The organism is Delftia sp. WSY_12, from assembly GCF_043104645.1.
Classification (GTDB): Bacteria; Pseudomonadota; Gammaproteobacteria; order Burkholderiales; family Burkholderiaceae_C; genus Comamonas; species Comamonas tsuruhatensis.
The window spans coordinates 14,517-39,661 of record NZ_JBICKW010000059.1 but is presented as its reverse complement, the minus strand read 5'-3'; the positions used below and the strand labels follow the sequence as shown (position 1 = coordinate 39,661).

Sequence of the window (25,145 nt, the reverse complement as noted above, 5' to 3'; positions counted from 1 at the left end):
TGAGCCTGGCTGCGCAGGGCGTAGCCAAAAAAAGCCTCAGGTTCGGGAGAAACCGGTCGATAAGATACCGGGGAATGCCTTCGGGCATTTGGTGTGCGTGTTCGCAAGGACGCGTTCTGCGCTGTGGCGCGGAGGTGTTCTGCACTTAGAAAGGGATGGTCATGGCCACCTTGAGTTCAGCTGGCATCAGCGGCAGCGGCCTGGACGAGACGATGATCGCCAAACTGGTGGCCCTGCAAAGGCAGTCACTGGTTCCGCTTCAGCAAAAAGCGTCTGTTCTGGATTCCAAGATATCCACGTTCGGGCAGATCAAGTCCCTGATGTCCACGCTTCAGGACGCGGCCACTTCGCTGGCCGATGCCGATACATGGCGCCTGACCAATGCCACCACGACCAATACGGCCGTGACTGCCACGGTGACGGACGCCAATGCTCTGCCCGGATCTTCGGTGATCTCGGTGACGGATCTGGCGCGCAGCCAGTCTGTTGCGACCGCTGTCATGCCGGCGTCCACCCAGTTCGGGGCTGGCAAGCTCACCATCACCATGGGCAGCTGGGACAAGACTGGCGACCAGTTCAGCAATCCCGGCACTCCCGTGGAGATCGATATCGCGGCCGGTGCCAAGCTGGAAGACGTGGTCCAGGCCATCAATAGCAAGGGCACGGGCGTGGTGGCGTCGGTGCTCAAGGATGCCCAGGGTGAACGCCTGGTGCTGCGCTCGCGTGCCACGGGTGCCGATGCCGGCTTCACGGTCGGTGCCAGTGGCGATGCCAGCCTGTCGGCCCTGGCCTTCAACGGCAAGGCAACCACGAGCTCCGTGGCGCAGTACGCCCAGAATGCCGAGATCAATGTCAATGGCATCACGGTGCAGTCGACCACCAACGAGTTCAAGCAGACCGTGCCTGGCCTGAACATCACCGTGAACCAGGTGACGGCGGCCGCCACCCCGGTGACGGTGACGGTGTCCTCGGACACTGAGGGCATGAAGAAGAAGATCCAGGCCTTCATGGATGCCTACAACGCGCTCAATGACGCGTTGGCCAGCTCGACCAAGTACGACGCCGAAAGCAAGGCCGCCGGCGTGCTGCAGGGCGACTCCACCACGGTGGGCATGACCAACAGCCTGCGCAGCGTGGTCTCGGGTACGGTTGCTGGCGCAGCGGACACGCTCAAGCGCCTGTCGGACATGGGCATTCAGATCCAGAAGGGCGGCAAGCTGGCCTACGGTACGACAGCCAGCGACAAGACCAAGCTGGACGCAGCGCTGAAGGACCCCGAGTCCATGAGCAAGATGTTTGCCGCGGTGGGAACGGACGGGCAGCCTGATACGCAGGGCTTGGCCGCGCGCATGAAGGATTTCACGCGCAAGGCGCTGGAATTCGATGGCACCTTCGACACCAAGAGCAAGAGCCTGCAGGAACTCAAGAAGAGCAATGGCAAGTCCCAGGACCGGATCAATGACCAGGCCGATTCGCTGGAAAAGCGCCTGCGTGAGCAGTACGCTTCGCTGGACAAGAAGATGAGCGGCTACTCGGCGCTGAGTGCCTACATGAACCAGCAGGTTTCCCAGTGGAATAAATAGACAGGAGCCATGCGGAGCGGCGGTCCTGTTTTCTGTAACCAATGCCCGGTGCCTCTAAATTTTCGGGCATTGCAGCCGAAGAACAAGACATCAAGGAAACGAACATGTACACATCGCTCAACCGTCGTGCTGCAAGTGCCTACGCCCAGGTCGGCGTCCAGTCCTCCGTGGACGGCGCATCGCCCCATCAACTGATCCAGCTGCTGTTCGACGCGCTTGAGAAAGCGCTGAACGCGGCCAAGGGCGCCTTGCAGCGTGGCGACATCGGCGAGAAAGGTGTGCAGATCGGCAAGGCCGTGCGCATTCTGGAGGAAGGCCTGAAGGCCTCCGTCAATCCCGATGAAGGCGGCGAGCTGGCACAGAACCTGATTTCCGTCTACGACTACAGCATCACCCAGCTGACGCTGGCCAATCTGCGCAACGACGCAGCGCTGCTGCAAAGCGCGCAGGACGTGTTGGCTCCGATTGCCAATGGTTGGCGTGATATCGCCAACACGCCAGCCGTTGCCGGGACCTAGAAATGGAGTTGACATTGATTGACTTTTACCGGGCCATAGAAGACAGCAGCGCCAAGATGCTGCAGGCCGCACAGAACAAGGATTGGGAGGGAGTGACGCGCTACGAAGGCACCTGTGCCGTGCTGATCGAGCAACTGCGGCTCAAGTCCCATGACGAGCCGCTGGCGCCTGAGCAACGCAAGGAGAAGGCCCGCATCATGCAGCGCATCCTGCGCAACGATGCCCAGATCCGCACGCTGGCCGAGCCCTGGCTGGCACAGTTCGAGCACATGTTCGACGGTCAGCCCCACGCCATGCATTGAGCCATGGCCTGACGGCGGCAGCTGCATCTGCAGCTTCCTGCCGGACATGAAAAAACCGCCTGAGATCCAGGCGGTTTTTTCATGGGTGGAATCTGCGGATGGCAGCGGCTGCAGATCAGGCCGCAGGTTCGGCCGCTGTGGGTCGCCGTATATCGATCAGGCCGCCGGCGCGGGCTGCACCTGCAGTTCGCTGAGCATGCGCAGCAGGTTGCGGTTGACGTCCTCGATCTCGAAGTCGTTGTCTTCGCGCAGCTGGCGAATCGGTGCGGGATCGTCGGATTCCAGCGCAATGGCCATCATCAGGGCCGGCGCGTAGGGGCCGGTGCGCGTCACGGCCGCGTCGAAGACGCGTTCGGACAGCGGTACGCGGCGCAGCACGGTGGGCAGGGGCTCGCCCAGCAATTGGTCCAGCTGCGAGAACAGGCCCAGCAGATAGACCTCGCGCTGCAGGTCGTGGCTGATGCCGGCTTCGATCAGGCGTTCGGTCAGGCTGGCGCGCAGCCGGATGGCGGTGCGCACGGGTATCAGGCTGGGCTCGGTGCAGGCGTGGGGCAGCTGGTCCGACAGCCAGCGCTGCAGCGTGCCGTAGCCCAGCATCACCAGGCCGCGGCGCAGCGAGTCCACATTGCCCCGCAGGCCCAGGGCCGCGGAGTTGGTGTAGAGCATGAAGCGATAGGCCAGGATGGGGTCCTCGCCCAGGATCTGCTCGAAGGCTTCCAGCGATTGCTCGGCATCGACGGCACGCATCAGCGCAAGCACGGTGTCGCGGCTGGGCAGGGCGGGGTGATGGCGCTGGGCATGCAATGCATCGGCCACGGGCCAGCCGGCGATGGCGCCCGCATGGAAGCTGTCCAGGCACAGATCGGCCAGGGCCAGGCTTTCCAGCCCTTCATACATCTGGCCGCCCAGCAGCTGCAGGGGGGGCAGGGTGGGGGCGGGCCTGGCGGCCTGCTTGAGGGCCTGGAGCTTGGTCGGCGCTTCGGCGGCCTGCGCGGCCTGCTGCAGTGCAAGCACGGTCTGATTGGGCATGCCCGAGGCGCCTTCGGGCGGCAGATGCAGCAGGCTGCTGGCAAACCAGTGGGCGGCCTGGGCGTCGGGCACGTCGGACAGCGGGCCGCGCCAGACCAGCATCAGGCCGCGCGCATGGGCCTGGCGCACCAGGTCATAGATGGCGGAGTCCTGCAGCCAGTCGCCGCGCACTTCGATCCAGGGGCTTCCCTTGGAGGCGTTCTCCAGCAGGTCGCACAGCACCTGGCGGGATTGGGGCGACAGCAGCACCGGCGGCGACTGCGTGCCCCAGGTCTCGCGCAGTATGCGCAGCAGGTGGGCCACGTCGGCCTGGACGCCGGGCTCCTCGTGAAGATAAAGCTGCACGCCCGCCAGACGGCGGGCCTGGTTCCAGAGCGGCCTATAGCCGAGGGTCAGAGAGCTCAGGACGGACTGGACCATGGATGCATGCGCGGGCGGTTATCAGTTGATGAAGTTGAACAGTGACAGTTTCTGGATCGAGGCGTAGGACTGCAAGGCCGCCTGCATGCCCACCTTCTGCATGTCCACATCGGAGAGGGCCTTGATCATATCGATGTCTTCGGCCCGCGAGCGCGCTGCTTCCTGCTGGTCCGCCTGGTTCTTCATGTCGTCTTCGAGGCGGTCGGCGCGGTTGAGCTGGTCGCCGGCGAAGCTGCGCATGGCCTGGACGCGGCTCATGCCGGCGTCGAGTTCGTTGAGGCCGCGGCCCAGCGCCTGCTGCATGGCTCCGGCATCGGTGGCGCCGTTCTTCACGCCCGCGATCACGTTGTCCAGCACGCTGAACAGGTCGGTGCGCTGGCTGGGGCCCAGCGTGAAGCTGTCGCCCGTGGCCAGGTTGCCCGAGATCTTCATCGACATGCCGCCCACGGTGATGGTGTCTCCGGCCGTGTAGGGAACGGCCGGGCCGGTCGTGCCACCGGAGGTGACGGTGTAGCTCAGGGCGCCCGTCGTGGCGTCCTTGGTGAAATTCAGGGTGTAGCTGGCGCCCGTGATGGCGCTGGGGTCCGACACCGTGCCCAGGTCGGCATAGGCCGAGCTGCCCGTGGGCGACTGGCGCGTCACGGCGAACACGCCGTTGCCCGTGGGCACGTTCATCCAGGTCGCAAAGCCGTCCAGCGCCAGCGGCAGGCCGTTTTCGCTGCCCGTGGCCTGGCCCGGTTGCAGCTGGGAATTGGTGCCGGGGTTGCCGTTGGTGAGAGGGTCTTCCTTGCTGCCCAGCCCGCGGAAGATGGGCAGGCCGTTGGAGTCCTTGGCATTGGCGTAGCTCAGCACCTGGTTGCGTATGCTTTCGAGCTGCTGCACCAGCGCATCGCGCGCCTTCTGGTCATAGGAGCCGTTGCCGGACTGCAGGATCAGGTCGCGGAAGTCCTTGAGCGCGTCGTGGGCGGTGCCCAGCTTGGATTCGCCCTGGGCCATCACATCGCGCTGCAGGCCCAGCACACGCTGGTCGTTTTCCGAGCGGGAGATGCGCGTGAGCGCGCGCTCGGCCTGGGCGGCGGCCACGGGGTCGTCGCTGGCGCGCACCACGCGCTTGCCGGAAGTGGTCTTTTCCATCAGGTCCACCAGACTCGTGTTGCGCGAGTTCAGGTTGTTGATGGTGCTTTCGTACATGTTGGCCGTGCCAATGCGGGAGATGCTCATGGTGGAATGCTCCTGTCCTGTGATCAGCGGCCCACGGTCTGCAGAACGCTGTCGAAAATGCTTTGCGCGACCTGCAGCATCTTGGCCGAGGCCTGGTAGGACTGCTGGTACTGCAGCAGCTTGGCGGCCTCTTCGTCGAGGTTCACGCCCGAGACGGCCGTGCGGTCCGCTTCCAGGTTCTTGGCGATGGTCTCGGACAGCTTGGCCGCGTACTGCGCGCTCTGTGTGCGGGTGCCCACCTGGGCCATGGCGGTGGAAAAGCCGTCGCTCAGCGTGGTCGAGCCATCGAAGAGCTTGCTGTCGCGCAGCGCCAGGAAGGAGCTGGCATTGCCGGCATCGCGCTGGTAGGCCGTGCCGTATTGCGGATCGGTGGCCTTGCCCAGCGTGACCTTGTCGCTGTTGGTTCCGTTGATGGCGGGCGTGCCGGTGATCTTGACCTGCAGGCCCGGCGCCAGCTGGATGGCCTGGCCGGAGGTGTACAGGCCCGTGGCCGGGATGCCGCCTGCCGGTGCCGGGGTGATGGTGTACTCCAGCTGTCCGGCAGCGTTCTTGCTGAACGACACCTCGGCGCCGGCAAAGGTCGACAGGTCGAAGCCCGCGCTGACCTGGATGCCGCCCATCTGCAGCGTGGCGTCGCCCAGGGACTTGATGCTGGCGGCCACGGGGTTGGCCACGGCCAGGTCGTTGGGCGAGTGCACGGCGGCCTGGATGTCGTGGGCGCCTGCCGCCATGGGGCGGAACAGGATGGAGTTGCCCTGCACGCCTTCGGCCTTGAGGTCGAAGCGCAGGCCGTCGATCTCCTTGGAGCTCAGGTCGGCCATGTCGGTGAAGTCCGTGACCTTGCCGTCGGACAGGCGGATGACCTTGCCCGCTGGGGCCGTGCTGCCGAAGACGACCTGGTAGTCGGAGGCCTTGAGCTGGCTGGCATCGACCACCGTGGTTGTCGGCGTGGTGGCACCTGTCCACTGGGCGCCCGTGGTCGAGCCGTTGCTGACCATGGACAGCTTGAACAGATTGCTGCCGCTTTGTCCCGACAGCGTCAGGCCGAGGTTGTTTTGCTGGTTCAGCGTGTCGCCGATGGCCAGTGCCATGCGGCCCAGCAGGTTGCGGCCCTCGGTCAGGTCGCTGCCCTGGAACTGCAGCAGGCCGGCGATCTCGCCGCCACCCAGCATGGAGGGCGTCAGCTCCACGCTCTGGCCGCCGGGCTGCTGGAAGTACAGGGCCATCTTGCCGCTGCCCGGAAACTCCGTGGCCTCCTTGAGCGTGAGCTGGGCCGAACTGGAGCCCAGCACCAGCGGCTGGCTGCCGCCCACGAACAGGCTGATGGTGCCGTCGTCCGCGGGGATCTGGCTGGTCTGCACATACTTGTTGATATTGCGCACCAACTGGTCGCGCTGGTCCAGCAGGTCGTTGGGCGTCTGGCCCGAGGCGATGGAGCGGCTGATCTGCGCATTGAGCGTGGCCACCTGGCCAGCCAGGCTGTTGACCACGGTCACATCATTGCCCATCTGCTGCTTGGCGCTGTAGTCCAGCTCGTCGAGCTGGGCCGATGCCGAGCGAAAGCGCGCCGCCAGCTCGTTCATGCGCGTGAGCGCCACCTGGCGTGCCGACGGGTCGGTGGGCGCGCCGGCCACATCGCCGAACGAATTCATCATGTCCGTGATGGCCGCGCCCAGGCCGGTCTTGCCGCCGCTGAACACTTCCTGCATCTGCGCCAGCGAGGTGGCGCGCGCCGAATCGGCCGCCGACACGGCGCTGGCCGTGGCCGCCTGGCGGTTCAGCAACTCGTTGAAGTTGCGCAGGATGGTGTTCACATCCACGCCATTGCCGATGTAGCCGCTGCCCATGTTCTGGCCCGGCGAGGTCTGGAAGGCCACGCTCTGGCGCGAGTAGCCGGCCGTGTTGACGTTGGCGATGTTGTGGCCGGTGGTCTGCAGGGCGATCTGATTCGCCATCAGGGCGCGGGATCCGACGTTCAAAAGGCTCATGGCGTGTTCTCGGTTTAGGCTTGTGCGCGTGCCGCGCTCTGCACGGCGCTCTGGATGGCGCGGCTGAGCTTGCTGGCGTATTCGGGATCGGTGGCGTAGCCGGCTTTCTGCAGCTCGGTCGCATAGGCCAGGGCCGAGTCGGTCTTGCCCATGGCTTTCTCGTAGCGCGGATTGCTGGTGATCAGCCGCGCATAGTCGCGGAAGGACTCCTCGTAGGAGCCGTAGGCGCGGAACTTGGCCGTGACCTTGCGCGCCACGCCGTCGATGTATTCGGTGGTCGTGACCTCGGCGACCTTGCCCGTCCAGCCCTTGCCGGCCTTGATGCCGAAGAGGTTGTGGGCATTGCTGCCATCGGCGTTCTTGATCTCGCTCTTGCCCCAGCCGGTCTCGTGGCCGGCCTGGCCCAGCATGAAGGCGGCCGGAATGCCGCTTTCCTGCGCCACGCGCGCCGCGGCGTCGCCATGGTGGGCCACGAAGTTGTCGCGGCCCTTGGGCGCGGGCGCGTAGGCGTTGACGGACTGGGCCGCGCTGCTGCGGCTGCCGCTCCAGGCGCCGATGGCAGCGGTGCCGCCGGCGGCGCCATTGGCATTGGTGGCCGTGCTGCGCCAGGCGATGCGGCTCATGCTCAGCGTGGAGGGCACGGAGATCTCGGCATCCTCGGCGGCTTCCGAGCCCATGGTGCGGGCCAGCTGGCGCGTGATGGCATCCGACAGTCCGCCGGGCTGGCCCGACATGGCCACCGACAGCTGCTGGTCCAGCATGTCGGTGCTGAGGTTGCCCTGTGCGCTGTCGAGCAGGCCGGACTTCATGGTCGCCTCGCGCATGCTCTTGATCATCTCGCGCATGAACAGCGATTCCAGCTGTTTGGCGGTTTCCTTCGCGGCCTGCGGGCTGTTCTCGCCGGCCGCGAACTTGAGTGCGTTGAGGGACCGGGCGTCGGCCGCCAGCGCATTGCTGGCCGCAGTCTGCGATCCATTGGGAAGTGCGATGCTCATATCACCTCCAGTTCGGCGTTGAGAGCGCCTGCGGCCTTGATGGCCTGCAGGATGGCCAGCAGGTCCTGGGGCGTGGCGCCCAGCGTGTTGAGTGCGCGCACCACGTCGGTGAGCTGCGGGGAGCCGGGCATGTTGATGATGTTGCCGGGCTCCTGCTTGATCTGGATGTCGGACTTCTGGGCCACCACGGTCTGGCCCTGCGAGAAGGCGCCGGGCTGGCTGATCACCGGCGTGGTGCTGATGGTGATGGCCAGGTTGCCGTGGGCGATGGCGCAGGGGCCCAGGGTCACGGCCTGGTTGAGCACGATGGAGCCCGTGCGTGCGTTGATCACGACCTTGGCCGAGGGCTTGGAGGTCTCGATCGGCATCTCCTGGATCTCGGCAATCATGCGCACGCGCGATCCCGGGTCCTGGGGCGCGGATACGCGCACGGTGCGCCCGTCCAGCGCCTGCGCCACGCCCTGGCCCATGCGCTGGTTGATGGCGCGCACCACCTTGTCGGCGGTCTGGAAATCGGTGGCGTTCAGGCCCAGCGTGATGCTGTCGCCTTCGTTGATCGGGGTGGGAACTGCGCGTTCGACCTGGGCGCCCTGCGGCACGCGGCCCGCGCTCAGGTGGTTGATCTGTACCTTGGAGCCGCCGGCCGAGGCGCCGGCGCCGCCGACCACGAGGTTGCCCTGGGCCAGCGCGTAGATCTCGCCGTCGGCACCGCGCAGCGGCGTGGTCACCAGGGTGCCGCCCTTGAGCGACTTGGCATTGCCCACGGAGGAGACGACCACGTCGATGGTCTGGCCTGGCTGGGCAAAGGCCGGCAGCTCGGCGGTGACGATCACGGCCGCCACGTTCTTGAGCTGCAGCTGGCCCGCGTTGCCTGTGGCGGGCAGCGAGATGCCCATCTGCTCCAGGTAGTTGGCCAGGGCCTGCTTGGTGTAGGGCATCTGGGTGGTCTGGTCGCCCGTGCCGTCGAGGCCGACCACCAGACCGTAGCCGGTCAACTGGTTGCTGCGCACGCCCTGGATGGCAGCGACCTCCTTGATGCGTGTTGCATGCGCCGGCAGGGTCAGCATGCTGGCGCCGAGGGCGGCTGCAACCCAGAAGGGGCGCTGCGCTTGGCGCAATGTCAGGAGCATGGACAGTACTTTCATGCTGTCCATTCTCCGGAGAATCAGAACGGCATAACGTTCAAAAAGAACCGGGACAACCAGCCAATTGACTGCGCTTCCCCGGCCTGCCCGCGGCTGCGCGATTCCACGCGCACGTTGGCCACCTGGGTCGATGCGACCAGGCTGCCGGGCTGCATGGTGCGCGGGTCCACCGTGCCCGTGAAGCGCAGCACATCCACGTTGTGGTTCACGCCGATCTGCTTTTCTCCGGCGATCACCAGATGGCCGTTGGGCAGCACATCGACCACCGTCGTGCTGATGGCGCCCGTGAACGTGTTGTCGCTGGACGTCGAGCCCGAGCCCGTGTAGTCGTTGTTGTTGTTGAAGCCGATGTTGGAGCGGTCCTTGAGATTGGCCAGCGCATTGCCCGAAAACAGCGGCAGCGCCGAAATCCCGGCCGTGGTCTTGTTGGACCGCTTGAGGCCCGAATCCGACTTCTGGCTGGCCGTCACACGCTCCACGATCTGCACCGTCACCAGATCCCCCACCAGGCGCGCACGCCGGTTCTCGAAACCGGGCCGGTAGCTGGCCGCGTTGAACAGGCTGCCCGTGGGGCTGCCCGCCACCGGGGCGGGCTGCGGCAGCACCGGCGGCGCCGTGGACGGCATGTCCACCGGCGGCGGGTCATTGAGCGTCGTGCAGCCCGACAGGACTGCCGCCAGCGCCAGGCATGTGCCCGTCGCGGAAAGGGAGAAGGTTCGTTGGGTCATGGCGATGTTCCCGGTGTTTCAGTGATCCATGCTTCGCATGAACCTGGCGAGCCATAGGCATGTGGCGCGACCCCGGAGACCGGCGCGGCCCAGGTCAGGGACGCCGAGCAAGGGCCGCCCCGCAGCGAGGGCGTCGTCCCCCTCCCTCGCGAAGCGAGTAGAGAGGGGGAAGCGGCGAAGCCGCTCAGGGGGAGAGATCAATTACAACTGCGCCAGCTTGGCCAGCATCTGGTCCGACGTCTGGATGGCCTTGGAATTCATTTCATAGGCGCGCTGGGTCTGGATCATGGTCACCAGCTCCTGCACCACGTTCACGTTCGAGCCTTCCAGGTAGCCCTGCTTGATCATGCCCATACCGTTGACACCGGGCTGGCCCTGCTGGGGCTGGCCCGAGGAAGCGGTTTCCGTGAACAGGTTCTGGCCGCGCGGCTCCAGGCCGGCCGGATTGATGAACTGGCTCATCGCGATGTTGCCCACCTGCTGGGGCGCAGCCTGGCCGGCCATGGTCACGCTGACCACGCCCTCGGGGCTGATAGACACCTTGGTCGCGCCCTGGGGAATGGTGACGCCGTTGGCGATGGGCATGCCGCTGGCAGTCACCAACTGGCCCTGGGCATCGACCTGGAAGGAGCCGTCGCGGGTATAGGCCGTGGTGCCGTCGGGCATGTTGACCTGGAAGAAGCCGTTGCCGTCGATGGCCACGTCCAGCGCATTGTTGGACTGCTGCAGGGCGCCCTGCAGGAAATTGCGCGAGGTGGCCACCGTGCGCACGCCCAGGCCCAGGTGCAGGCCCGTGGGCAGCTGGTTCTGCTCGGTGGTCTGGGCGCCCGACTGGCGCAGGTTCTGGTAGATCAGATCCTCGAACACCGCGCTGGCGCGCTTGTAGCCCGTGGTCGAGACGTTGGCCAGGTTGTGGGAGATCACATCCAGCTGGGTCTGCTGGGCTTCCATGCCGGTCTTGGAGATGAACAGCGAATTGATCATGGCGTTTTCCTTTTCAGTGCTTTCAGCCGTTCATGCTCAAGAGTTGGCTGGCCGTCTTGTCATTGGTTTCTGCGGTCTGCAGCAGGCGCATCTGGGTCTCGAACTGGCGGGCGGCGGCAATCATGCCGACCATGGTCTCCACCGAATTCACGTTCGAGCCTTCGATGGCGCCCGACAGCAGGCGGGCGTTCTCGTCGTTGGGCAGCGGCTCGCCGTTGCCCGTGCGGAACAGGCCGTCGTTGCCGCGCACCAGCGCAGCGTCCTCGGCCGGCGTGGCCAGCTTGACGCGGCCCACGGCCACGGGCAGCTGGTTGCCGGTCTTGGCGGTCAGCGTGCCGTCGGAGCCCAGGGAAATCGTGGACTCGGGCGGAATGTCGATGGGGCCGCCGCCGTCCGACAGCACGGCCTGGCCGTTGCTGTTGACCAGCTGGCCCTCGGGGGAAACCTCGAACACGCCGTTGCGTGTGTAGGCTTCCTGGCCGTCCAGGCCCTGGACGGCGAACCAGGCGCGGCCCATGGCCATGGCGTCCAGTGCGCGGCCCGTGCGCTGGGTGGGGCCGGGCGTGTCCACGTAGCCGGAGGTCGCCTCCAGCGCGAACACGCGCGTGCCCGCGCCGCTGCCCTGCAGGGGCACGGAGCGGAAGGTGGACATTTCGGCCCGAAAGCCATTGGTGCCGGCATTGGCCAGGTTGTGGGCCAGCACGGACTGACGCTGCGCCGCTGCGTTGGCGCCCGTCATGGAGGTGTAGATGATGCGGTCCATGCCGGCTCTCCTGACTCAGTTCTTGGCTATCAGCGCAGGTTCACCAGGGTCGAGAAGACCTGGTCCTGGGTCTTGATGGTCTGGGCATTGGCCTGGTAGGCGCGCTGCGCGGTCATCATGTTCACCAGCTCGGCGGTCAGGTCCACGTTGGAGTCCTCCAGCGCGCCCGAACGCAGCGAGCCGAAGGTGCCGGACTGGGCCGTACCGTTGAGCGCCGGGCCCGAATCCGATGTTTCCACCCACTTGTTGTCACCCACGGCGCCCAGGCCCTGGGTGTTGGTGAAGGCGGCCAGGGCCAGCTGGCCTTCGGTGCGCGTCACGCCGTTGGAGTAGGTGGCCACGATGGCGCCATCGTTGCCGATGTTGATGCCGGTGAGCGCGCCCGAGGTGTAGCCGTCCTGCTTGAGGCTGCTGACCGCGAACTTGGTGCCGAACTGGGTCACGCTGGAGAAGTCCAGCGTCACGCCGGCCGTGCCGTTGATGGTGCCGGGCGTGGGCGCGTTGGGGTTGCTGCTCTTGATCTGCGCCGTCACGGGGCTGCCGCTGGTGATCTTGCCGGAGGCATCGAACACCAGGGTGGTCAGCAAGGTGGCGACCTTGGGCGGCGATGCCGTGGGGTCGTCCAGGCCGTCGTAGACCTTCCAGGTGTTGGACGCCGCGTCCTTCTCGAAGTACATCTGCACCGGCGTGGGCACGCCCTGGCTGTCATAGACGTTGATCGAGGTGCCATAGGTGGCGCGCGGCGTGGCGGCAACGGGAGGCGTGGCTGTGGGGTTGCCTGCCGCGGGCGTGGCGCGCGCATCGAGGTTCAGCTCCACATTGATCTTGGTCGTGGTCTTGGCCGCAATCGGCTGGCCCGACGGGAAGACCATGGGCACGGGCTGGCCGCCGGCCAGCACCTTGCCCGTAGTGGCGTCCACGGGGTAGCCCATGACGTTGTCGCCCTGCACGGTCTTGAGGTTGCCCTGCTTGTCCAGGCCGAAGCTGCCGGCGCGCGTATAGGCCGTGCTGCCATCGGGCTGGCGCACCACGAAGAAGCCGTTGCCGTTGATGGCCACGTCCAGGTTGTTGCCCGTGGTCGTGATCGGGCCCTGGCGGAACTGCTGGGTCACGGCGGCCACGTTGACACCGATGCCGCTGGTCTGGCCGCTGGCCGAGCCGACGGCGCTGGCCACGGCCTCGGCGAACTCGGCGCGCGAGGACTTGAAGCCCGTGGTGTTGGCGTTGGCGATGTTGTGGCCGATCACGTCCAGGTTCTTGCTGGCGGCGTTCAGACCCGAGAGGCCTTGTTGGAATCCCATGGTGTGCTCCTGCGATGGTTTGGGGTGTTTGGTGCGGTGTTCAGTACACGGCCTTGACGGAGGTGTAGGCGACGTTGGTGCCGTCGTCCAGCTCCAGCGTCAGCTTGCCGTCGGTGGTGCCCGTGGCAAGCACCGCGTGGGGCGACAGCGTGGTCGAGGCCACGGCCTTGTCGGCATTCGTGGCCTGCACCGTGTAGCGCAGCTGGCTGGCATCGCCCGTGTACTTGCTGCCGTCCCAGGTGAAGTAGTTGCGGCCCGCGGTGCCGCTGCCCAGCTCGACGGTGTCCACCAGCTCGCCGCCGGCCGTGGTGATCTGCACCTTGACATCGGCGGCCGGGCCTTCGAGGTCGAAGGCCGCCGTATAGGACTTTTCCTTGCCCACGCCCAGGGTGTTGCCCTCGGTCAGCACGGTGCGGCCGATCATCTGCGTGCCCTGCAGCACCTGCATGGCCGTGAACTGGCCGGCCATGCTTTCCATGGTCTTGTTCAACTGCTGGATGCCGGTGACGGTGTTGATCTGCGCCATCTGCGAGGTCATCTGCGCGTTGTCCATGGGATTCATGGGATCCTGGTTGTTCAACTGCGCGACCAGCAGCTTCAGGAAGCGGTCCTGCGCTGCTGCGGGGTCGGTGTTCGAATTGCTCGTGGTGTTCTTGCTGTTGAGGTCGGCCGTGCTGGCGACGCTGCCTGCGCCATAGATCATGGGAGTGGCTCCTGGAATGTGGTGCGGACGGGGCTCACTGGCCCATCTGCAGGGTTTTGAGCAGCAGCGACTTGGTCGTGTTCATGACCTCGACGTTGTTCTGGTAGGAGCGCGAGGCCGAGATCATGTTGACCATCTCGTCCACGGCGCTGACGTTGGAATGCGTCACATAGCCTTCGGCATCGGCCAGCGGGTGCTGGGGATCGTGGATGCGGCGGCCCGGCGTGTTGTCCTGGCTGATGGCGCTGACGCGCACGCCCGAGGAGCCTTCCTCGCCCATGGGCACGGTCTGGAAGACCACCTGGCGTGCCTGGTAGGCCTTGCCGTCGGGGCCGGCCACGGCATCGACGTTGGCCAGGTTCGAGGCCACGACGTTCAGGCGCTGGGACTGGGCGCTGACGGCACTGCCGGAGATGCTGAAGATGGAGAACATGGACATGGGAAAGCTCCTGTGGTCTGTGGCGCCGGCTTACTGGCCCTGGATGGCCGACAGCATGGTCTTGGCCTGGCCGTTCAGAAAGCGCAGCGTGGCTTCGTAGCGCACGGCGTTGTCGACGAAGTTGGCGCGTTCGCGGTCCAGGTCCACGGTGTTGTTGTCCATGTTGGTCTGGGCCTGCACCGAGTAGCCGAGATGGCTTTGCGCGCTCTGCCCCGAGGCGGCGGCAGGCAGCGGAATGTGGCCGCCCTGGCTGACGCTGGCCAGCGTCATGGGCGAGGGGCCGGAGGTGACGGCCGTCAGCGCCTCGCGGAAATTGAAGTCGCGTGCCACATAGCCCGGGGTGTCGGCATTGGCGATGTTGCTGGCGATTGCACGCTGGCGCTCGGCGCGCAGCACCAGCGCCTTGCTCTGGAAGTCCAGTCGTTCAGTCATCTTGTCGAGCATGTCGGCCTCGCCCTCTGGGATTTGCGGTGATCGGTTGACGAAATGGCGGCAGCCCACGGACTGCGGCATGCGTCGATTATGGAAATCGGGCCCGAACGCTAAAGCGCAAAGAAAGCGCGTTTGCCTGCGCAGTTCGGCGCTTCGGAAAACGGCGCCCGCCCTATATTTGCTGGCATCGCTCCATGTATCCCGCCCATCCTGACGGGGTGCCGGAGCAAGTCAGGAGCCCCAGCCATGTCGAACTTCAGCACCGCCCATCCGCCTTCCGCCGCCCGAGCCTTCGCCCGCGCCGCCGCATGCGCTGCGCTCGCCGCTGGAGCATCGCTGGCAGGCAGCGCGTTCGCGCAGAACGCGCCCGATGGCGCGGCCCAGCTCAGCCAGATCGGCCAGCGCTTTGCCGACGAGGCCCTGCAGCAGGGCATGGCCGGTGCGGGCGCCCTGCCCCTGCGCATGGAAGTGCAGATGGGCCAGCTCGATCCCCGCCTGCGCCTGGCCGCCTGCGCCAAGGTCGAACCCTATTTGCCCGCAGGCTCGCGCCTGTGGGGCCGTACCCGCCTGGGCCTGCGCTGCCTGCAGGGCGCCGTGGCCTGGAATGTGTTCCTGCCCATCACGGTCAAGGCCTGGGGGCCTGCCTGGGTGCTGCAAAACGGCGTGCCTTCGGGCCGCCCGCTGTCGGCCGACGACGCCGTCCAGGCCGAGGTGGACTGGGCCGAGGATTCGGCCGCCGTCTACGCCAACCAGCAGGACTGGGTGGGCCTGGTGGCTTCCCGCCCACTGGCCGCAGGCCAGGCACTGCGCCAGAACATGCTGCGCACGCCGGCGCTGTTCGCGGTGGGTGCCGAAGTGCGTGTTCTGGTCAATGGTGGTGGTTTTTCCGTCACATCGTCGGGCAAGGCCATGTCTGCCGCCGGCGAAGGCCAGACCGTGCGGGTTCGCATGGATAATGGCCGGCTCATCTCCGGGGTGGTGAATCCCGAGGGCGTGGTGCTGGTGCAGTAAAAAAACCTCAAGTTTTGTTCCAGGCAGTCGAAAGCTAGGCACAGCGCCTTACGCCGCCAGGGCGATTGGAGAATCAAGATGAAGATAGGTCAAAAACCGGAACTGCCCGCCGCTGCCTCCCAGGCCGCCGCCAAGCAGCCCAAGACAGCCAGCGCCATTGCCAGCGAGGAATCCTCCGCACAGGCCCAGCCTGCCAAGGCGGCCGGTGTTCCCGTGTCGTTCTCGAACTCGGCCCGCGCACTGGACCAAACTGGTCGTGCCACCGCCGACTTCGATGCCAACCGCGTCAAGGAAATCCGCGAAGCCATTGCCAACGGCACCTTCCGCGTGAACGCCGACGCCGTGGCCGACAAGCTGCTGGCCAACTCCGAGGAATTCCTCTCGCACTCGCGCGTCTGAGCGCGGGTTCGGTTCTTTCTCGGTTTTTTCCTTCCGGCGCGAGCACGCGCTTTCTTTTTTCAGCAAGGCCTGTCCCATGACTCTCAGCGAGATGCTCGATTCCCTGGACGCGGTGGTCCGGATGGTGTCCGCCTCGCTGCAATCGAAGGATGCGGTCGCGCTGGAGCAGTCCAGCACCCGGCTGCGCGATGCCATGGCTGCGTTTTCCGAACTGGCCCGCCGCTTCAGCGCGGCCGACTGGACGCAGGAGCTGCGCGAGCGCGCCCAGGCACTGGGCGAGCAGATGGCCATGCAGCGCGACCAGCTGGCGCGCATGGCGGTGGTGGCCCAGCACCAGGCGGCGGCGCTGATTCCCCAGGCTTCGGACCAGGCCACGTATGGACGTGACCTGTATGGACACCCTCACGCCGGACCGGGCAAGGCGCGCATCTACCACTCGGCCAGCTGAAGCAGCCTCCTTCTTCCTTTTTTCCTGTCCTGATCAACCCTCCGGCATGCGTGCCCGAGGGTTTTGTCTTTTCCGGGGTGGCGTCGGCGTGACGCGCCTGCCGGCCGGTGCAGGCAGGGCTGCGCATCGGAAGGCGACCCTCCATGCGCGGGAGGAGGTCACGCTTGCTGAAAAAGACGGGGTGCTTTGGGCCGTGCGGTGACGGGCGGCCAGGAATGGGGAGGGTGGGCAAAGGCCCGGTTCGGCGAAAGCGGAACAACGCCTTGAAGAAGGCCGGATCCTGCGCGTGCCGGAAAGACGCAGCCATGCGATGGTGCGCGCAAATGCTGTTGGGTCTGCGGTCTGCGGTTTGGGTGGGCAAAGAGGGTCCGGCCGGGGCCGGACGTCCTCAGACCTGCATGTTCATCACGTCGGTATAGGCCTGCACGAGCCGGTTGCGCACCTGCATCGTGGCCTGGAAGCCGATCTGTGCCTTTTGCATGGCGATCATGGTTTCTTCGAGGCTGACGGCCGGGTTCTCCAGCTGCACTTCACGCTGCAGCTGGCTGGAGTGGTTCTGGGCTGAACTGACGGACTGCAGCGCGCCTTGAAGGGCCTGGCTGAAGCCGCCAGCCGCCACTTTGGTCGATGCGTCGCCTGCGCCCACGCCTTTGGGGAGCTGGGTGCCGTACAGGGGAGAGGTGGTACTGGGGATGCGAAGGTCCATGACACATTCCATCGGAGTTAGCAAGATGACGAGATCGTAGGTCGGCAGGGTTTTCGCATCCGGGCAAATAGAAGGTCAAACGGCGCGCTTATCGGGCGAATGTGAAGCGGCGGACTTCGAATAATCGACAGCACGCTAGGGTCCTGTGTGTGCAGGGCTCGAACACCTGGAACCAAGATGTCTGCTGTCGCTGAAATCCCTGTCCCCCAAGCCACTCCCGTCCCCCAGCCTGCCCTGCAGCAGCGCTGGACGGCCATGGACCGTGGCCAGCGCCTGCGTTGGGGCGCGATCGCCGTGCTGCTGGTTGTCGCCGTGGGGGCGGCGGCCATGTTCTACCGCCAGCCGGACTACAAGGTGCTGTTCTCCAATCTGAGCGACAAGGATGGTGGCGCCATCGTCGCCCAGCTGTCGCAGATGAACGTGCCATACCGCTACACGGAAGGCGGCGGCGCCATCCTCATCCCGTCCGACCGCGTGCACGATGTGCGCCTGAAGCTGGCCACCCAGGGCCTGCCCAAGGGTTCGGTGACGGGCTTCGAGCTGATGGAAAACAGCAAGTTCGGCATCACCCAGTTCCAGGAACGCCTGAATTTCCAGCGTGGCCTCGAAGGCGAGCTGACGCGCTCCATCCAGGCCCTGGCCGCCGTGCAAAGCGCACGCGTGCATCTGGCCCTGCCCAATCAGAACGGCTTTTTCCGCGAGCAGCAAAAGCCTTCGGCCTCGGTGCTGCTGAGCCTGTACCCCGGCCGCGTGCTGGACCGCACGCAGATCGCGGGCATCGTGCACCTGGTGGCCTCCAGCGTGCCCGAGATGGCGCCCACGGCCGTGAGCATCCTCGACGACTCGGGCAAGCTGCTGTCGCAGTCGCCCGACGGCAACGCCAACGCCGTGGACATGCAGCAGCTGAACTACACCCAGCAGATCGAGCAGCAGTACGTGCGCCGTATCCTGGATATCCTGGAGCCTGTGGTCGGCAAGAACAATGTGAAGGCCCAGGTCTCGGCCGAGATGGATTTCAGCCAGACCGAATCGACCTCGGAGCAGCACCGCCCCAACCAGTCCTCCGACGCGGGCGTGGTGCGCAGCCAGCAGGTGGTGGAGAGCACGGGCGAGCAAAAGCCGCCCCAGCCCACCGGCATCCCCGGCGCCACCAGCAACCAGCCGCCCCAGAACGCGTCCGCGCCGGTCAATGGCGCCAATCCCGCACCCCAGGCGGCCGATGGACAGAACGCCGTGCGCTCTGCCAGCAAGCGCGAGTCCATCACCAACTACGAAGTGGACAAGACCGTGCGCCACACACGCGGCAGCACGGGCAGCATCAAGCGCCTGACGGCCGCCGTGGTCATCAATGCGCCCCTGGTGGCGGCCGCTGCGCCGAATGCAGCCGGTGGCGCCACCGATGCCGCCACCGTTGCCGCCGCAGCGCGCGGCCTGACGGCGGCGCAGCAGGCGCAACTGCTGACCCTGGTGCGCGAGACCGTGGGCTACAGCGCCGAGCGCGGTGACTCGGTCAACCTGGTCAGCACACCCTTTGTGCAGGACGAAGCGCCGGCCGAGGTGCCGCTGTGGCGCCAGCCCGAAGTGCTGGACATGGCCCGCAGCCTGGGCGTGCCCATCGGCCTGGCCCTGTTCGGCGCCATCTTGCTGCTGGGCCTGGTGCGACCCATGCTCAAGGGCCGCAAGACGGCTGCCGTGGGCGGTCAGCTCAATGCCATCGAGGGCGAGCAGCTGGACCGTCCGGCGCTGGCCGGACCCGCTGTCGATCTGTCTCCCACACAGGAGCAGGTGCGCCTGGAGCAGGCGCGCCAACTGGCCAAGCAGAACCCGATCGCGGTGGCCAACATCGTCAAGACCTGGATCAACGGCGAGGCCACCTGAGCCTGCCAAACACGGATTGCTGAGATATGGACGAACGAGGCCTGAACGACGCCGCCATCTTGCTGGTCTCCCTGGGCGAGGAGGAAGCGGCCGAGGTGTTCAAGCACCTCACACCCAAGGAAGTGCAAAAGCTCGGCGAGACCATTGCGCACATGCGCGGCGTCTCGCGCGAGAAGGTGGACTTCGTCATCAACCGCTTTGCCGATGACGCGGCCGCGCAAAGCCTGCTGGTGGACGACGCCAGCGGCTATGTGCGCTCGGTGCTCAAGCGCGCCCTGGGCGACGACAAGGCCGCGCTGCTGATCGACCGCATCCTGCAGGGCGGCGATGTCTCCGGCATCGAAAGCCTGAAATGGATGGACCCGCTGTCGGTGGCCGAACTGCTGCGCGGCGAGCATCCGCAGATCGTGGCCGCCATCCTGGTTCACCTGGAGCACGAGCAGGCTGCTGCCGTGCTGATGCAGCTGCCCGAGCGTTTCCGCAGCGAAGTCATGCTGCGCGTGGCCACGCTGGAAGGCATTCAGCCGACCGCGCTCAAGGACCTCAACGAGGTGCTGTTCCAGGTGCTGGCCGGAGGCGACAAGATCCGCAAGACCTCGCTGGGCGGCGTCAAGACGGCGGCCGAGATGATCAACAACCTCGGCGGCAATGCCGACGTGGCCGTGCTGGACACCATCCGCAACTACGACCCGGACCTGGCCCAGAAGATCATGGACAAGATGTTCGTGTTCGACGACCTGGTCAAACTGGACGACCGCTCGGTGCAGCTGGTGCTGCGCGAAGTGGTGTCCGAGACGCTGATCATCGCGCTCAAGGGCGGTTCGATGGAAGTGCGCGACAAGATCCTGGCCAACATGTCCATGCGTGCGGCCGAGTCGCTGCGCGAGGACCTGGAAGGCCGCGGCCCGATGCGCCTGTCCGAAGTGGAAGCGCAGCAAAAGGAAATCCTGAAGGTGGTGCGCCGTCTGGCCGAAGAAGGCCAGATCACCATCGGCAGCGGCGCGGAGGACAGCTATGTCTAGTGGGATGAACTCGCGCTTCATTCCCTCCGAGGAGATTGACGAGCGCCAGGTGGTGCAGTGGCGCTTTGGTGCCGTGGACCACATGGGCGGCCTGCAAAGCCTGCCCGGCCTGCCGAACATTCAGGGCGCCCCCGATGCACAGGCTGCACCCGGTGGCGCCGGCATGGCGCGCACACCCGCTTCCTCGTCCGGCTTCCACAGCCTGTCGCTGCCCGGGCGCTCCGATGCGCCCCGGCTGGACGCCGATTCCATGGTGCTGGATGTCGACGCCGACGCGCCAGGCACGGCGGCATCCACCCCCGCCGTGGACGAGGAGCGGCTGCATGAATTGCTGGAGCAGGCACGCGCCGAAGGCCATGCCGAGGGCCTGGAGCAAGGCCGCCAGGAAGCCCGGCAGCAGTGGCAGCAGCACATGGATGACTATGTCTCCGGCACGGGCCGAGAGACGGCGCAGCGCGTGGACGCGCTGCTGTCCGGCCTGGACGCCGGCTTCAAGCAGCTGCAGGCGGATGCGGCGCAGGAATTGCTGAACCTGGCCTGCGACATCGCGCGCCAGGTGGTCCGCCAGGAGCTGCGCAGCCAGCCCCAGGCCCTGCTGCCCGTGGTGCGCGAGGCGCTGGACATGCTGGCCTCCGACGGCCGCGCCGCCACCGTGCGCCTGAACCCTGCCGACTTCGCCGTGCTGGACGAGGCGCTGCGCGCCGAGCATGGCGCCCAGTCCAAGGTGCAGTGGATCAGCGACGCTGGCGTGGCCCAGGGCGATGTGCGCGTGGAATCGGGCGGTGCCCAGGTCGATGCCGGCATGGACAAGCGCTGGCGCCGCGCCGTGGCCGCGCTGGGCCTGGTCTCCACCTGGTATGACGGAGAACGCGATGCCGGTTGATGCCTCCCTGGCCGATGCAGGCAAGCCCTGGCAGCAGCTGCTGTCCAATGCCCGCGCCCGCCTGCACAGCGACATTCCGCTGGAAACCCACGGCACGCTCACGCGCCTGACCGGCCTGGTGCTGGAGGCCACGGGCCTGCAGGTGCCGGTGGGCTCGCAATGCTGGATACGCCAGGCAGGCCAGGACCCGGTGCTGGCCGAAGTCGTCGGCTTTGCCGGCGAGCGTGCGTTCCTGATGCCTGCGGGCGACATCCAGGGGCTGTCCAGCGGCGCCATCGTGACGCCGGCCGAACCCTTTGTCGCCCCGCTGCGCTTTGGCGACGGTCCCGAAGAGCCCGTGTCCATGGCGGCCGGCGTGCTGCGCCTGCCCATCGGCAGCGGCCTGCTGGGCCGTGTCGTGGATTCGCAGGGGCAGCCGCTGGACCATGGCGGGCCGCTGGCCGACGTCACGGCCGATCTGCTGGACCGCAACCCCATCAACGCCATGGACCGCGACCCGGTGCGCGAGACGCTGGACACCGGCGTGCGCTCGCTCAACGCCCTGCTCACCGTGGGCCGGGGCCAGCGGCTGGGCCTGTTCGCAGGCTCGGGCGTGGGCAAGTCCGTGCTGCTGGGCATGATGGCGCGCTACACCCAGGCGGACGTGATCGTCGTCGGCCTGATCGGTGAACGCGGCCGGGAGGTCAAGGAGTTCGTCGAGGACATCCTCGGCGCACAGGACCGCAGCCGCGCCGTGGTGGTGGCTGCGCCGGCCGATGCGCCGCCGCTGCTGCGCATGCAGGGTGCCGCCTACGCCACGGCCATTGCCGAGCATTTCCGCGACAAGGGCCAGCATGTGCTGCTGCTCATGGATTCGCTGACGCGCTATGCCATGGCCCAGCGCGAGATCGCGCTGGCCATTGGCGAGCCACCGGCCACCAAGGGCTATCCGCCGTCGTGCTTTGCCAAGCTGCCGGCCCTGGTCGAGCGCAGCGGCAACGGCCTCAACGGCGTGGGATCGATCACGGCCTTCTACACCGTGCTGTCCGAGGGCGACGACCAGCAGGACCCGATCGCCGATGCGGCACGCGCCATTCTGGACGGCCACGTCGTGCTGTCGCGGGCGCTGGCCGAGTCGGGCCACTACCCGGCCATCGACATCGAGCAATCGGCCTCGCGCGTGATGCACAACGTGGTCTCGCGCGAGCACTTCGAGCTGGCGAGGCGCTTTCGCGCTGTCTATTCGCGCTACCAGAAGGGCCGGGACCTGGTCCAGGTCGGAGCCTACATGGCGGGCTCGGACCCGCAGATGGACGAGGCGATACGGCTGCAGCCGGCCATGGCGGCCTTTCTGCAGCAAAGCATGTTCGAGTCGGCTTCCATGGACGAGAGCATCTCGGGCATGGCCGCCGCGCTCGGTGGTCAGTGATGCGGTGACGCGGCACTGAGATAACGCAACAGCGAACACAGGGAGGAAAACCCGGTATGTCGTCCTTGAATGCCTTGATGGTGGCCATCGATGCCGCGTCGCGCAAGCGTGACGAGGCGCGCCAGGCGGTGCAGGAGCGTCAGCGCTCGCAGCAGGCGGCGCAGGCGCAGATGGACCAGCTGCAGCACTACGTGCAGGAAATGCAGGCACGCTGGGGCGTGCAGCAGAACCAGTCCGTACAGCCCGAAGTCATGTTCCACCAATACCAGTTCATGGACCGCCTGCAGCACGCCATCGGCCTGCAGACACGGGTGCTGGCCGACCTGGCCATCCGCCTGGAGGCCGCGCAAAAGGCCTTGATGGCCTGCGAGCTGCGGGTCAGCAGCCTGCGCAAGGTGGTCGAGGTGCGCCGCCGCGACCTGGCGCTGGGCCAGATGCGCCGCGAGCAAAAGGAAACCGACGAACGTGCGGCCATCCAGTTTTTCCGCCGCAGCTTCGGGCTGACATTCCAGGAGGCTTGACGCATGTCCACCAACCAGATCGAACAGCGCGCCGACGCGCGCAGCGCCATGCAGCGCACCATGGAGGGCGTGCGTTCCGCGCGCGCGGCGCAGCCGCCGTCCAATGAGCAGGCCGCAGGCTTTTCCTCGCTGCTGGCCGCCATGGATGGCATTGGCGGACTGCCGGACCTGGGCCAGGTCCTCGGCGATGAGGGGGCCGGCGCACTGGCCAACCTCAAGGGAGCAATTCAGGGCAGCCTGAAGGATCCGGCTGACCTGTCCGGCCTGGCGCAGGGGCTGCTGCAGACGCAATTGCCGCTGCAGCCCCAGGCGGAGACGGCCGATATGGCCACTTCCGCGCAGGCCGATGCCATGCTGCTGGCCGCCAACGGCCAGGCGCCCTGGCTCAGCCTGGTCGGGCAGACCGCCCACCTCGATGGCAAGGGCGACCGCGACATGCTGCAGGGCGTGGCGGGCGACTGGTTGTCTGGCCGGGGCAGTGCCGCCATGCTGGCCTTGCGCCAGGAGCAGGGCGTGGTGGCGCATGCCGCCTTCATGGCGCCGCAACCTGCAGCGGGCGATGCCGCAGGCGCGGCGCTGGCCGCGAACGCCAACACGGCGGCGCTGGCTGGCGCAGTGGATGCCGCTGCAGCCGGCACGCCCGCCGATACCGCTGCGCGCCAGGGCGCCCAGGCACAGACACAGGCGGCCGATGTGCTGGCCGCCGTGCAGTCCGATACGGCGCTGACGGCCGCCGCAGCGCGCACGGCATCTGCAGCCCAGGCCACGCATGAGCACACACCCCAGGCGCTGGCGCCCGGCGTACGGCAGGACGCGGCCCTGGCGTCGGGCATTGCGCTCAACGGCATGGCGGCGGTGCGGCCCGCGGAATGGCGCGGCCTGTTCGAGCGGGCCCGCGAAGGTGGCACCGGCTCCGCAGAGTCTGCCGCCAACGGATTGCATGGGGTTGCAGCCGCCGTGGGCGCGGCCCACGCCGGCCAGTCCCTGGGACAGCAGGCCGCCGGACACAATGGCGCAGCCTTGGCCCAGCCCGACGCCCAGGCACAGCCGGGCAACTCCACCGAGCGCGAGCAGCAGGTGTCCGAGCAGGTGGCCTTCTGGGTGCACAACAAGAGCCAGAACGCCTCGCTGTCTGTCGAGCATGAGGGCAAGGCCATCCAGGTGCAGGTCAGCCTGCAGGGCAACGAGGCCCATGTGCGCTTTGGCGCCAGCGAATCCCAGGCGCGCGAATGGCTGGGCAACGGTGCCGACCAGCTGCGCGAGCTGCTGCAGGCCCAGGGCCTGCAACTGGCCGGCGTCAGCGTGGACGCGGGTGGCCAGTCCGGCAATGGCGAAGCGGGGGGGCGCCAGGGCGCGGATGCCCAGGCGCGCCAGGGCCGCGTGAGCGCCATGGTCGATGCCGCCGGCGTCACGGGCGGCAATGGCGCCGCACAGGCTGGTGGCCGCGCGGCGGCAGGCGGGGTGGATCTGTTCGTCTGATTCTTCCTGCGCTTCTTGCGGGGCGGCGCATGCGCCGTTTTCCGGGTTTTCAGAACAGGCCGGGTGGCGACAAGCTGCCCGGCCTGTGGCGTTTGGGGGCCATCAAGCCAGCGAGAAACCGGGGTTTCATGCGCTTATTCAGGCCATGGCCCGAGGTCCAATCGCCGAATAATTCCTGCCATGGGCCTGCTGCGTCATGGCGCCGCGCATGATGCGCGAGCGCGTGGCGGTCCCGCTCACCCAGAGGAATTCCAGTGTCTGCCACACCCAATGCCGCCAACAATGCAGCTCCCGCCCCGGCCAAGGGCAAGAAGCTGATCGTGCTGATCGTCATCATCGCCGTCCTGGCCATAGGCGCGGCCGCTGCCTTCATCCTGCTGTCCAAGCGGCACAGCAATGCCGATGAGGAGGAGGGCGGCTCCAGCAAGGCGGCCGTCACGGTTCCCACCTTCCTGCCGCTGGACAGCCTGGTGGTCAATCTGTCCGACCCGGGCGGCGACCGCTTCGTGCAGATCGGCATCACGCTGGAGCTGGCCGACGAGAAGACGGCCACTACGGTCAAGCAGTACCTGCCCAGCATCCGCAACGGCATCCTGATGCTGGTGTCCCAGCGCACGGCCGAGGAGTTGCTGGAGCGCGACGGCAAGGAACGCCTGGCTGCCGACGTGCTCAACGAAGTGTCCGCACCGCTGGGCTACGGCAACCAGGCCAAGGCCAAGAAGCGCAGCCGCGACGAGGATGCAGAGGACGAAGATGGCGAGCGCCGCCGCTCCCCTGGCAAGAACCCCGTGCGCCGCGTGCTGTTCTCCAGCTTCATCATCCAGTAACCGGGGAGGCAA

Annotated in this window: 26 protein-coding genes; 13 read left to right on the top strand and 13 right to left on the bottom strand. The window is 66.8% G+C overall.

The window, feature by feature from the left end; all coding sequences use genetic code 11:
- The first annotated feature begins 161 nt into the window (after positions 1–161).
- From fliD to ACF8LI_RS25775, 3 genes are all read left to right on the top strand, one after another.
- On the top strand, positions 162–1,583 hold the full coding sequence (fliD, locus tag ACF8LI_RS25785) for a flagellar filament capping protein FliD (RefSeq protein ID WP_016454334.1): 1,422 nt from the start codon (positions 162–164) through the stop codon (positions 1,581–1,583).
- Between the two features lie 104 nt (positions 1,584–1,687).
- On the top strand, positions 1,688–2,101 hold the full coding sequence (fliS, locus tag ACF8LI_RS25780) for a flagellar export chaperone FliS (protein ID WP_016454333.1): 414 nt from the start codon (positions 1,688–1,690) through the stop codon (positions 2,099–2,101).
- A gap of 2 nt (positions 2,102–2,103) precedes the next feature.
- Entirely contained in the window at positions 2,104–2,403 is a 300-nt protein-coding gene (locus tag ACF8LI_RS25775; protein ID WP_016449305.1) for a flagellar protein FliT, read from the top strand.
- Between the two features lie 156 nt (positions 2,404–2,559).
- On the opposite strand, the gene ACF8LI_RS25770 is transcribed toward ACF8LI_RS25775, so the two are convergent.
- The 12 genes from ACF8LI_RS25770 to flgB all read right to left on the bottom strand — a co-directional run bounded on the left by ACF8LI_RS25770 (position 2,560) and on the right by flgB (position 14,563).
- Positions 2,560–3,852: an HDOD domain-containing protein gene (locus ACF8LI_RS25770; RefSeq protein ID WP_016449306.1), complete on the bottom strand. Its 1,293-nt coding sequence runs from the start codon at positions 3,850–3,852 to the stop codon at positions 2,560–2,562.
- 21 nt (positions 3,853–3,873) lie between these two features.
- A complete protein-coding gene (flgL, locus tag ACF8LI_RS25765) occupies positions 3,874–5,073 on the bottom strand; it encodes a flagellar hook-associated protein FlgL (protein ID WP_016454332.1) in 1,200 nt (399 codons plus the stop codon).
- 23 nt (positions 5,074–5,096) lie between these two features.
- Positions 5,097–7,061, bottom strand: coding sequence for a flagellar hook-associated protein FlgK (gene flgK, locus ACF8LI_RS25760; protein WP_034366512.1), 1,965 nt, complete (start codon positions 7,059–7,061; stop codon positions 5,097–5,099).
- Positions 7,062–7,075: 14 nt separating this feature from the next.
- Positions 7,076–8,056 carry a flagellar assembly peptidoglycan hydrolase FlgJ gene (gene flgJ, locus ACF8LI_RS25755; protein ID WP_016449309.1) on the bottom strand — a complete coding sequence of 327 codons (981 nt, stop codon included), beginning with the start codon at positions 8,054–8,056 and terminating at the stop codon, positions 7,076–7,078.
- Positions 8,053–9,201 carry a flagellar basal body P-ring protein FlgI gene (locus ACF8LI_RS25750; RefSeq protein ID WP_016449310.1) on the bottom strand — a complete coding sequence of 383 codons (1,149 nt, stop codon included), beginning with the start codon at positions 9,199–9,201 and terminating at the stop codon, positions 8,053–8,055. Before ACF8LI_RS25750 ends, flgJ begins: the two co-directional genes overlap by 4 nt.
- A gap of 20 nt (positions 9,202–9,221) precedes the next feature.
- Positions 9,222–9,929, bottom strand: coding sequence for a flagellar basal body L-ring protein FlgH (locus ACF8LI_RS25745; RefSeq protein WP_012202559.1), 708 nt, complete (start codon positions 9,927–9,929; stop codon positions 9,222–9,224).
- Positions 9,930–10,130: 201 nt separating this feature from the next.
- Positions 10,131–10,913 carry a flagellar basal-body rod protein FlgG gene (gene flgG, locus ACF8LI_RS25740; RefSeq protein ID WP_012202560.1) on the bottom strand — a complete coding sequence of 261 codons (783 nt, stop codon included), beginning with the start codon at positions 10,911–10,913 and terminating at the stop codon, positions 10,131–10,133.
- Positions 10,914–10,935: 22 nt separating this feature from the next.
- On the bottom strand, positions 10,936–11,676 hold the full coding sequence (locus ACF8LI_RS25735) for a flagellar basal body rod protein FlgF (RefSeq protein WP_016449311.1): 741 nt from the start codon (positions 11,674–11,676) through the stop codon (positions 10,936–10,938).
- A 29-nt stretch (positions 11,677–11,705) separates the two neighbouring features.
- The gene (gene flgE / locus ACF8LI_RS25730; protein ID WP_017403966.1) at positions 11,706–12,977 is read right to left on the bottom strand and encodes a flagellar hook protein FlgE; all 1,272 of its coding nucleotides are present in this window, start codon (positions 12,975–12,977) and stop codon (positions 11,706–11,708) included.
- 40 nt (positions 12,978–13,017) lie between these two features.
- Positions 13,018–13,680: a flagellar hook assembly protein FlgD gene (locus ACF8LI_RS25725; RefSeq protein ID WP_016449313.1), complete on the bottom strand. Its 663-nt coding sequence runs from the start codon at positions 13,678–13,680 to the stop codon at positions 13,018–13,020.
- A 34-nt stretch (positions 13,681–13,714) separates the two neighbouring features.
- Entirely contained in the window at positions 13,715–14,119 is a 405-nt protein-coding gene (gene flgC, locus ACF8LI_RS25720) for a flagellar basal body rod protein FlgC (protein ID WP_016449314.1), read from the bottom strand.
- Positions 14,120–14,149: 30 nt separating this feature from the next.
- On the bottom strand, positions 14,150–14,563 hold the full coding sequence (gene flgB, locus ACF8LI_RS25715) for a flagellar basal body rod protein FlgB (RefSeq protein ID WP_013800365.1): 414 nt from the start codon (positions 14,561–14,563) through the stop codon (positions 14,150–14,152).
- A gap of 234 nt (positions 14,564–14,797) precedes the next feature.
- On the opposite strand from flgB, the gene flgA reads away from it, so the two are divergent.
- From flgA to ACF8LI_RS25700, 3 genes are all read left to right on the top strand, one after another.
- Positions 14,798–15,562 carry a flagellar basal body P-ring formation chaperone FlgA gene (gene flgA, locus ACF8LI_RS25710; RefSeq protein ID WP_016449315.1) on the top strand — a complete coding sequence of 255 codons (765 nt, stop codon included), beginning with the start codon at positions 14,798–14,800 and terminating at the stop codon, positions 15,560–15,562.
- A gap of 78 nt (positions 15,563–15,640) precedes the next feature.
- Positions 15,641–15,961 (top strand): flagellar biosynthesis anti-sigma factor FlgM, encoded by a 321-nt coding sequence (flgM, locus tag ACF8LI_RS25705; protein WP_016449316.1) that lies wholly within the window; start codon positions 15,641–15,643, stop codon positions 15,959–15,961.
- A gap of 76 nt (positions 15,962–16,037) precedes the next feature.
- Positions 16,038–16,409 carry a hypothetical protein gene (locus ACF8LI_RS25700; protein WP_016449317.1) on the top strand — a complete coding sequence of 124 codons (372 nt, stop codon included), beginning with the start codon at positions 16,038–16,040 and terminating at the stop codon, positions 16,407–16,409.
- A 388-nt stretch (positions 16,410–16,797) separates the two neighbouring features.
- On the opposite strand, the gene fliE is transcribed toward ACF8LI_RS25700, so the two are convergent.
- A complete protein-coding gene (gene fliE / locus ACF8LI_RS25695; RefSeq protein ID WP_016449318.1) occupies positions 16,798–17,115 on the bottom strand; it encodes a flagellar hook-basal body complex protein FliE in 318 nt (105 codons plus the stop codon).
- A 177-nt stretch (positions 17,116–17,292) separates the two neighbouring features.
- On the opposite strand from fliE, the gene fliF reads away from it, so the two are divergent.
- From fliF to fliL, 7 genes are all read left to right on the top strand, one after another.
- A complete protein-coding gene (gene fliF / locus ACF8LI_RS25690; protein ID WP_026062017.1) occupies positions 17,293–18,993 on the top strand; it encodes a flagellar basal-body MS-ring/collar protein FliF in 1,701 nt (566 codons plus the stop codon).
- A gap of 26 nt (positions 18,994–19,019) precedes the next feature.
- Entirely contained in the window at positions 19,020–20,015 is a 996-nt protein-coding gene (fliG, locus tag ACF8LI_RS25685; protein ID WP_012202571.1) for a flagellar motor switch protein FliG, read from the top strand.
- Positions 20,008–20,898 (top strand): FliH/SctL family protein, encoded by an 891-nt coding sequence (locus tag ACF8LI_RS25680; RefSeq protein ID WP_016449320.1) that lies wholly within the window; start codon positions 20,008–20,010, stop codon positions 20,896–20,898. Before fliG ends, ACF8LI_RS25680 begins: the two co-directional genes overlap by 8 nt.
- Positions 20,888–22,306, top strand: coding sequence for a flagellar protein export ATPase FliI (fliI, locus tag ACF8LI_RS25675; RefSeq protein WP_016449321.1), 1,419 nt, complete (start codon positions 20,888–20,890; stop codon positions 22,304–22,306). Before ACF8LI_RS25680 ends, fliI begins: the two co-directional genes overlap by 11 nt.
- 56 nt (positions 22,307–22,362) lie before the next feature.
- Complete coding sequence (gene fliJ / locus ACF8LI_RS25670) at positions 22,363–22,827, top strand: flagellar export protein FliJ (RefSeq protein WP_016449322.1); 465 nt, start codon at positions 22,363–22,365, stop codon at positions 22,825–22,827.
- 3 nt (positions 22,828–22,830) lie between these two features.
- Positions 22,831–24,306, top strand: a complete 1,476-nt coding sequence (locus ACF8LI_RS25665) for a flagellar hook-length control protein FliK (protein WP_016454328.1) — start codon at positions 22,831–22,833, stop codon at positions 24,304–24,306.
- A 254-nt stretch (positions 24,307–24,560) separates the two neighbouring features.
- Positions 24,561–25,133 (top strand): flagellar basal body-associated protein FliL, encoded by a 573-nt coding sequence (fliL, locus tag ACF8LI_RS25660; RefSeq protein WP_016449324.1) that lies wholly within the window; start codon positions 24,561–24,563, stop codon positions 25,131–25,133.
- The last annotated feature ends 12 nt before the right edge of the window (positions 25,134–25,145 follow it).

What these genes read in the sequence shown, in the direction of transcription:
- fliD (WP_016454334.1), top strand. Translation starts at nt 162, where the DNA reads ATGGCCACCTTGAGTTCAGCTGGCATCAGCGGCAGCGGCCTGGACGAG.
- fliS (WP_016454333.1), top strand. Translation starts at nt 1,688, where the DNA reads ATGTACACATCGCTCAACCGTCGTGCTGCAAGTGCCTACGCCCAGGTC.
- ACF8LI_RS25775 (WP_016449305.1), top strand. Translation starts at nt 2,104, where the DNA reads ATGGAGTTGACATTGATTGACTTTTACCGGGCCATAGAAGACAGCAGC.
- ACF8LI_RS25770 (WP_016449306.1), bottom strand. Translation starts at nt 3,852, where the DNA reads ATGGTCCAGTCCGTCCTGAGCTCTCTGACCCTCGGCTATAGGCCGCTC.
- flgL (WP_016454332.1), bottom strand. Translation starts at nt 5,073, where the DNA reads ATGAGCATCTCCCGCATTGGCACGGCCAACATGTACGAAAGCACCATC.
- flgK (WP_034366512.1), bottom strand. Translation starts at nt 7,061, where the DNA reads ATGAGCCTTTTGAACGTCGGATCCCGCGCCCTGATGGCGAATCAGATC.
- flgJ (WP_016449309.1), bottom strand. Translation starts at nt 8,056, where the DNA reads ATGAGCATCGCACTTCCCAATGGATCGCAGACTGCGGCCAGCAATGCG.
- ACF8LI_RS25750 (WP_016449310.1), bottom strand. Translation starts at nt 9,201, where the DNA reads ATGAAAGTACTGTCCATGCTCCTGACATTGCGCCAAGCGCAGCGCCCC.
- ACF8LI_RS25745 (WP_012202559.1), bottom strand. Translation starts at nt 9,929, where the DNA reads ATGACCCAACGAACCTTCTCCCTTTCCGCGACGGGCACATGCCTGGCG.
- flgG (WP_012202560.1), bottom strand. Translation starts at nt 10,913, where the DNA reads ATGATCAATTCGCTGTTCATCTCCAAGACCGGCATGGAAGCCCAGCAG.
- ACF8LI_RS25735 (WP_016449311.1), bottom strand. Translation starts at nt 11,676, where the DNA reads ATGGACCGCATCATCTACACCTCCATGACGGGCGCCAACGCAGCGGCG.
- flgE (WP_017403966.1), bottom strand. Translation starts at nt 12,977, where the DNA reads ATGGGATTCCAACAAGGCCTCTCGGGTCTGAACGCCGCCAGCAAGAAC.
- ACF8LI_RS25725 (WP_016449313.1), bottom strand. Translation starts at nt 13,680, where the DNA reads ATGATCTATGGCGCAGGCAGCGTCGCCAGCACGGCCGACCTCAACAGC.
- flgC (WP_016449314.1), bottom strand. Translation starts at nt 14,119, where the DNA reads ATGTCCATGTTCTCCATCTTCAGCATCTCCGGCAGTGCCGTCAGCGCC.
- flgB (WP_013800365.1), bottom strand. Translation starts at nt 14,563, where the DNA reads ATGCTCGACAAGATGACTGAACGACTGGACTTCCAGAGCAAGGCGCTG.
- flgA (WP_016449315.1), top strand. Translation starts at nt 14,798, where the DNA reads ATGTCGAACTTCAGCACCGCCCATCCGCCTTCCGCCGCCCGAGCCTTC.
- flgM (WP_016449316.1), top strand. Translation starts at nt 15,641, where the DNA reads ATGAAGATAGGTCAAAAACCGGAACTGCCCGCCGCTGCCTCCCAGGCC.
- ACF8LI_RS25700 (WP_016449317.1), top strand. Translation starts at nt 16,038, where the DNA reads ATGACTCTCAGCGAGATGCTCGATTCCCTGGACGCGGTGGTCCGGATG.
- fliE (WP_016449318.1), bottom strand. Translation starts at nt 17,115, where the DNA reads ATGGACCTTCGCATCCCCAGTACCACCTCTCCCCTGTACGGCACCCAG.
- fliF (WP_026062017.1), top strand. Translation starts at nt 17,293, where the DNA reads ATGTCTGCTGTCGCTGAAATCCCTGTCCCCCAAGCCACTCCCGTCCCC.
- fliG (WP_012202571.1), top strand. Translation starts at nt 19,020, where the DNA reads ATGGACGAACGAGGCCTGAACGACGCCGCCATCTTGCTGGTCTCCCTG.
- ACF8LI_RS25680 (WP_016449320.1), top strand. Translation starts at nt 20,008, where the DNA reads ATGTCTAGTGGGATGAACTCGCGCTTCATTCCCTCCGAGGAGATTGAC.
- fliI (WP_016449321.1), top strand. Translation starts at nt 20,888, where the DNA reads ATGCCGGTTGATGCCTCCCTGGCCGATGCAGGCAAGCCCTGGCAGCAG.
- fliJ (WP_016449322.1), top strand. Translation starts at nt 22,363, where the DNA reads ATGTCGTCCTTGAATGCCTTGATGGTGGCCATCGATGCCGCGTCGCGC.
- ACF8LI_RS25665 (WP_016454328.1), top strand. Translation starts at nt 22,831, where the DNA reads ATGTCCACCAACCAGATCGAACAGCGCGCCGACGCGCGCAGCGCCATG.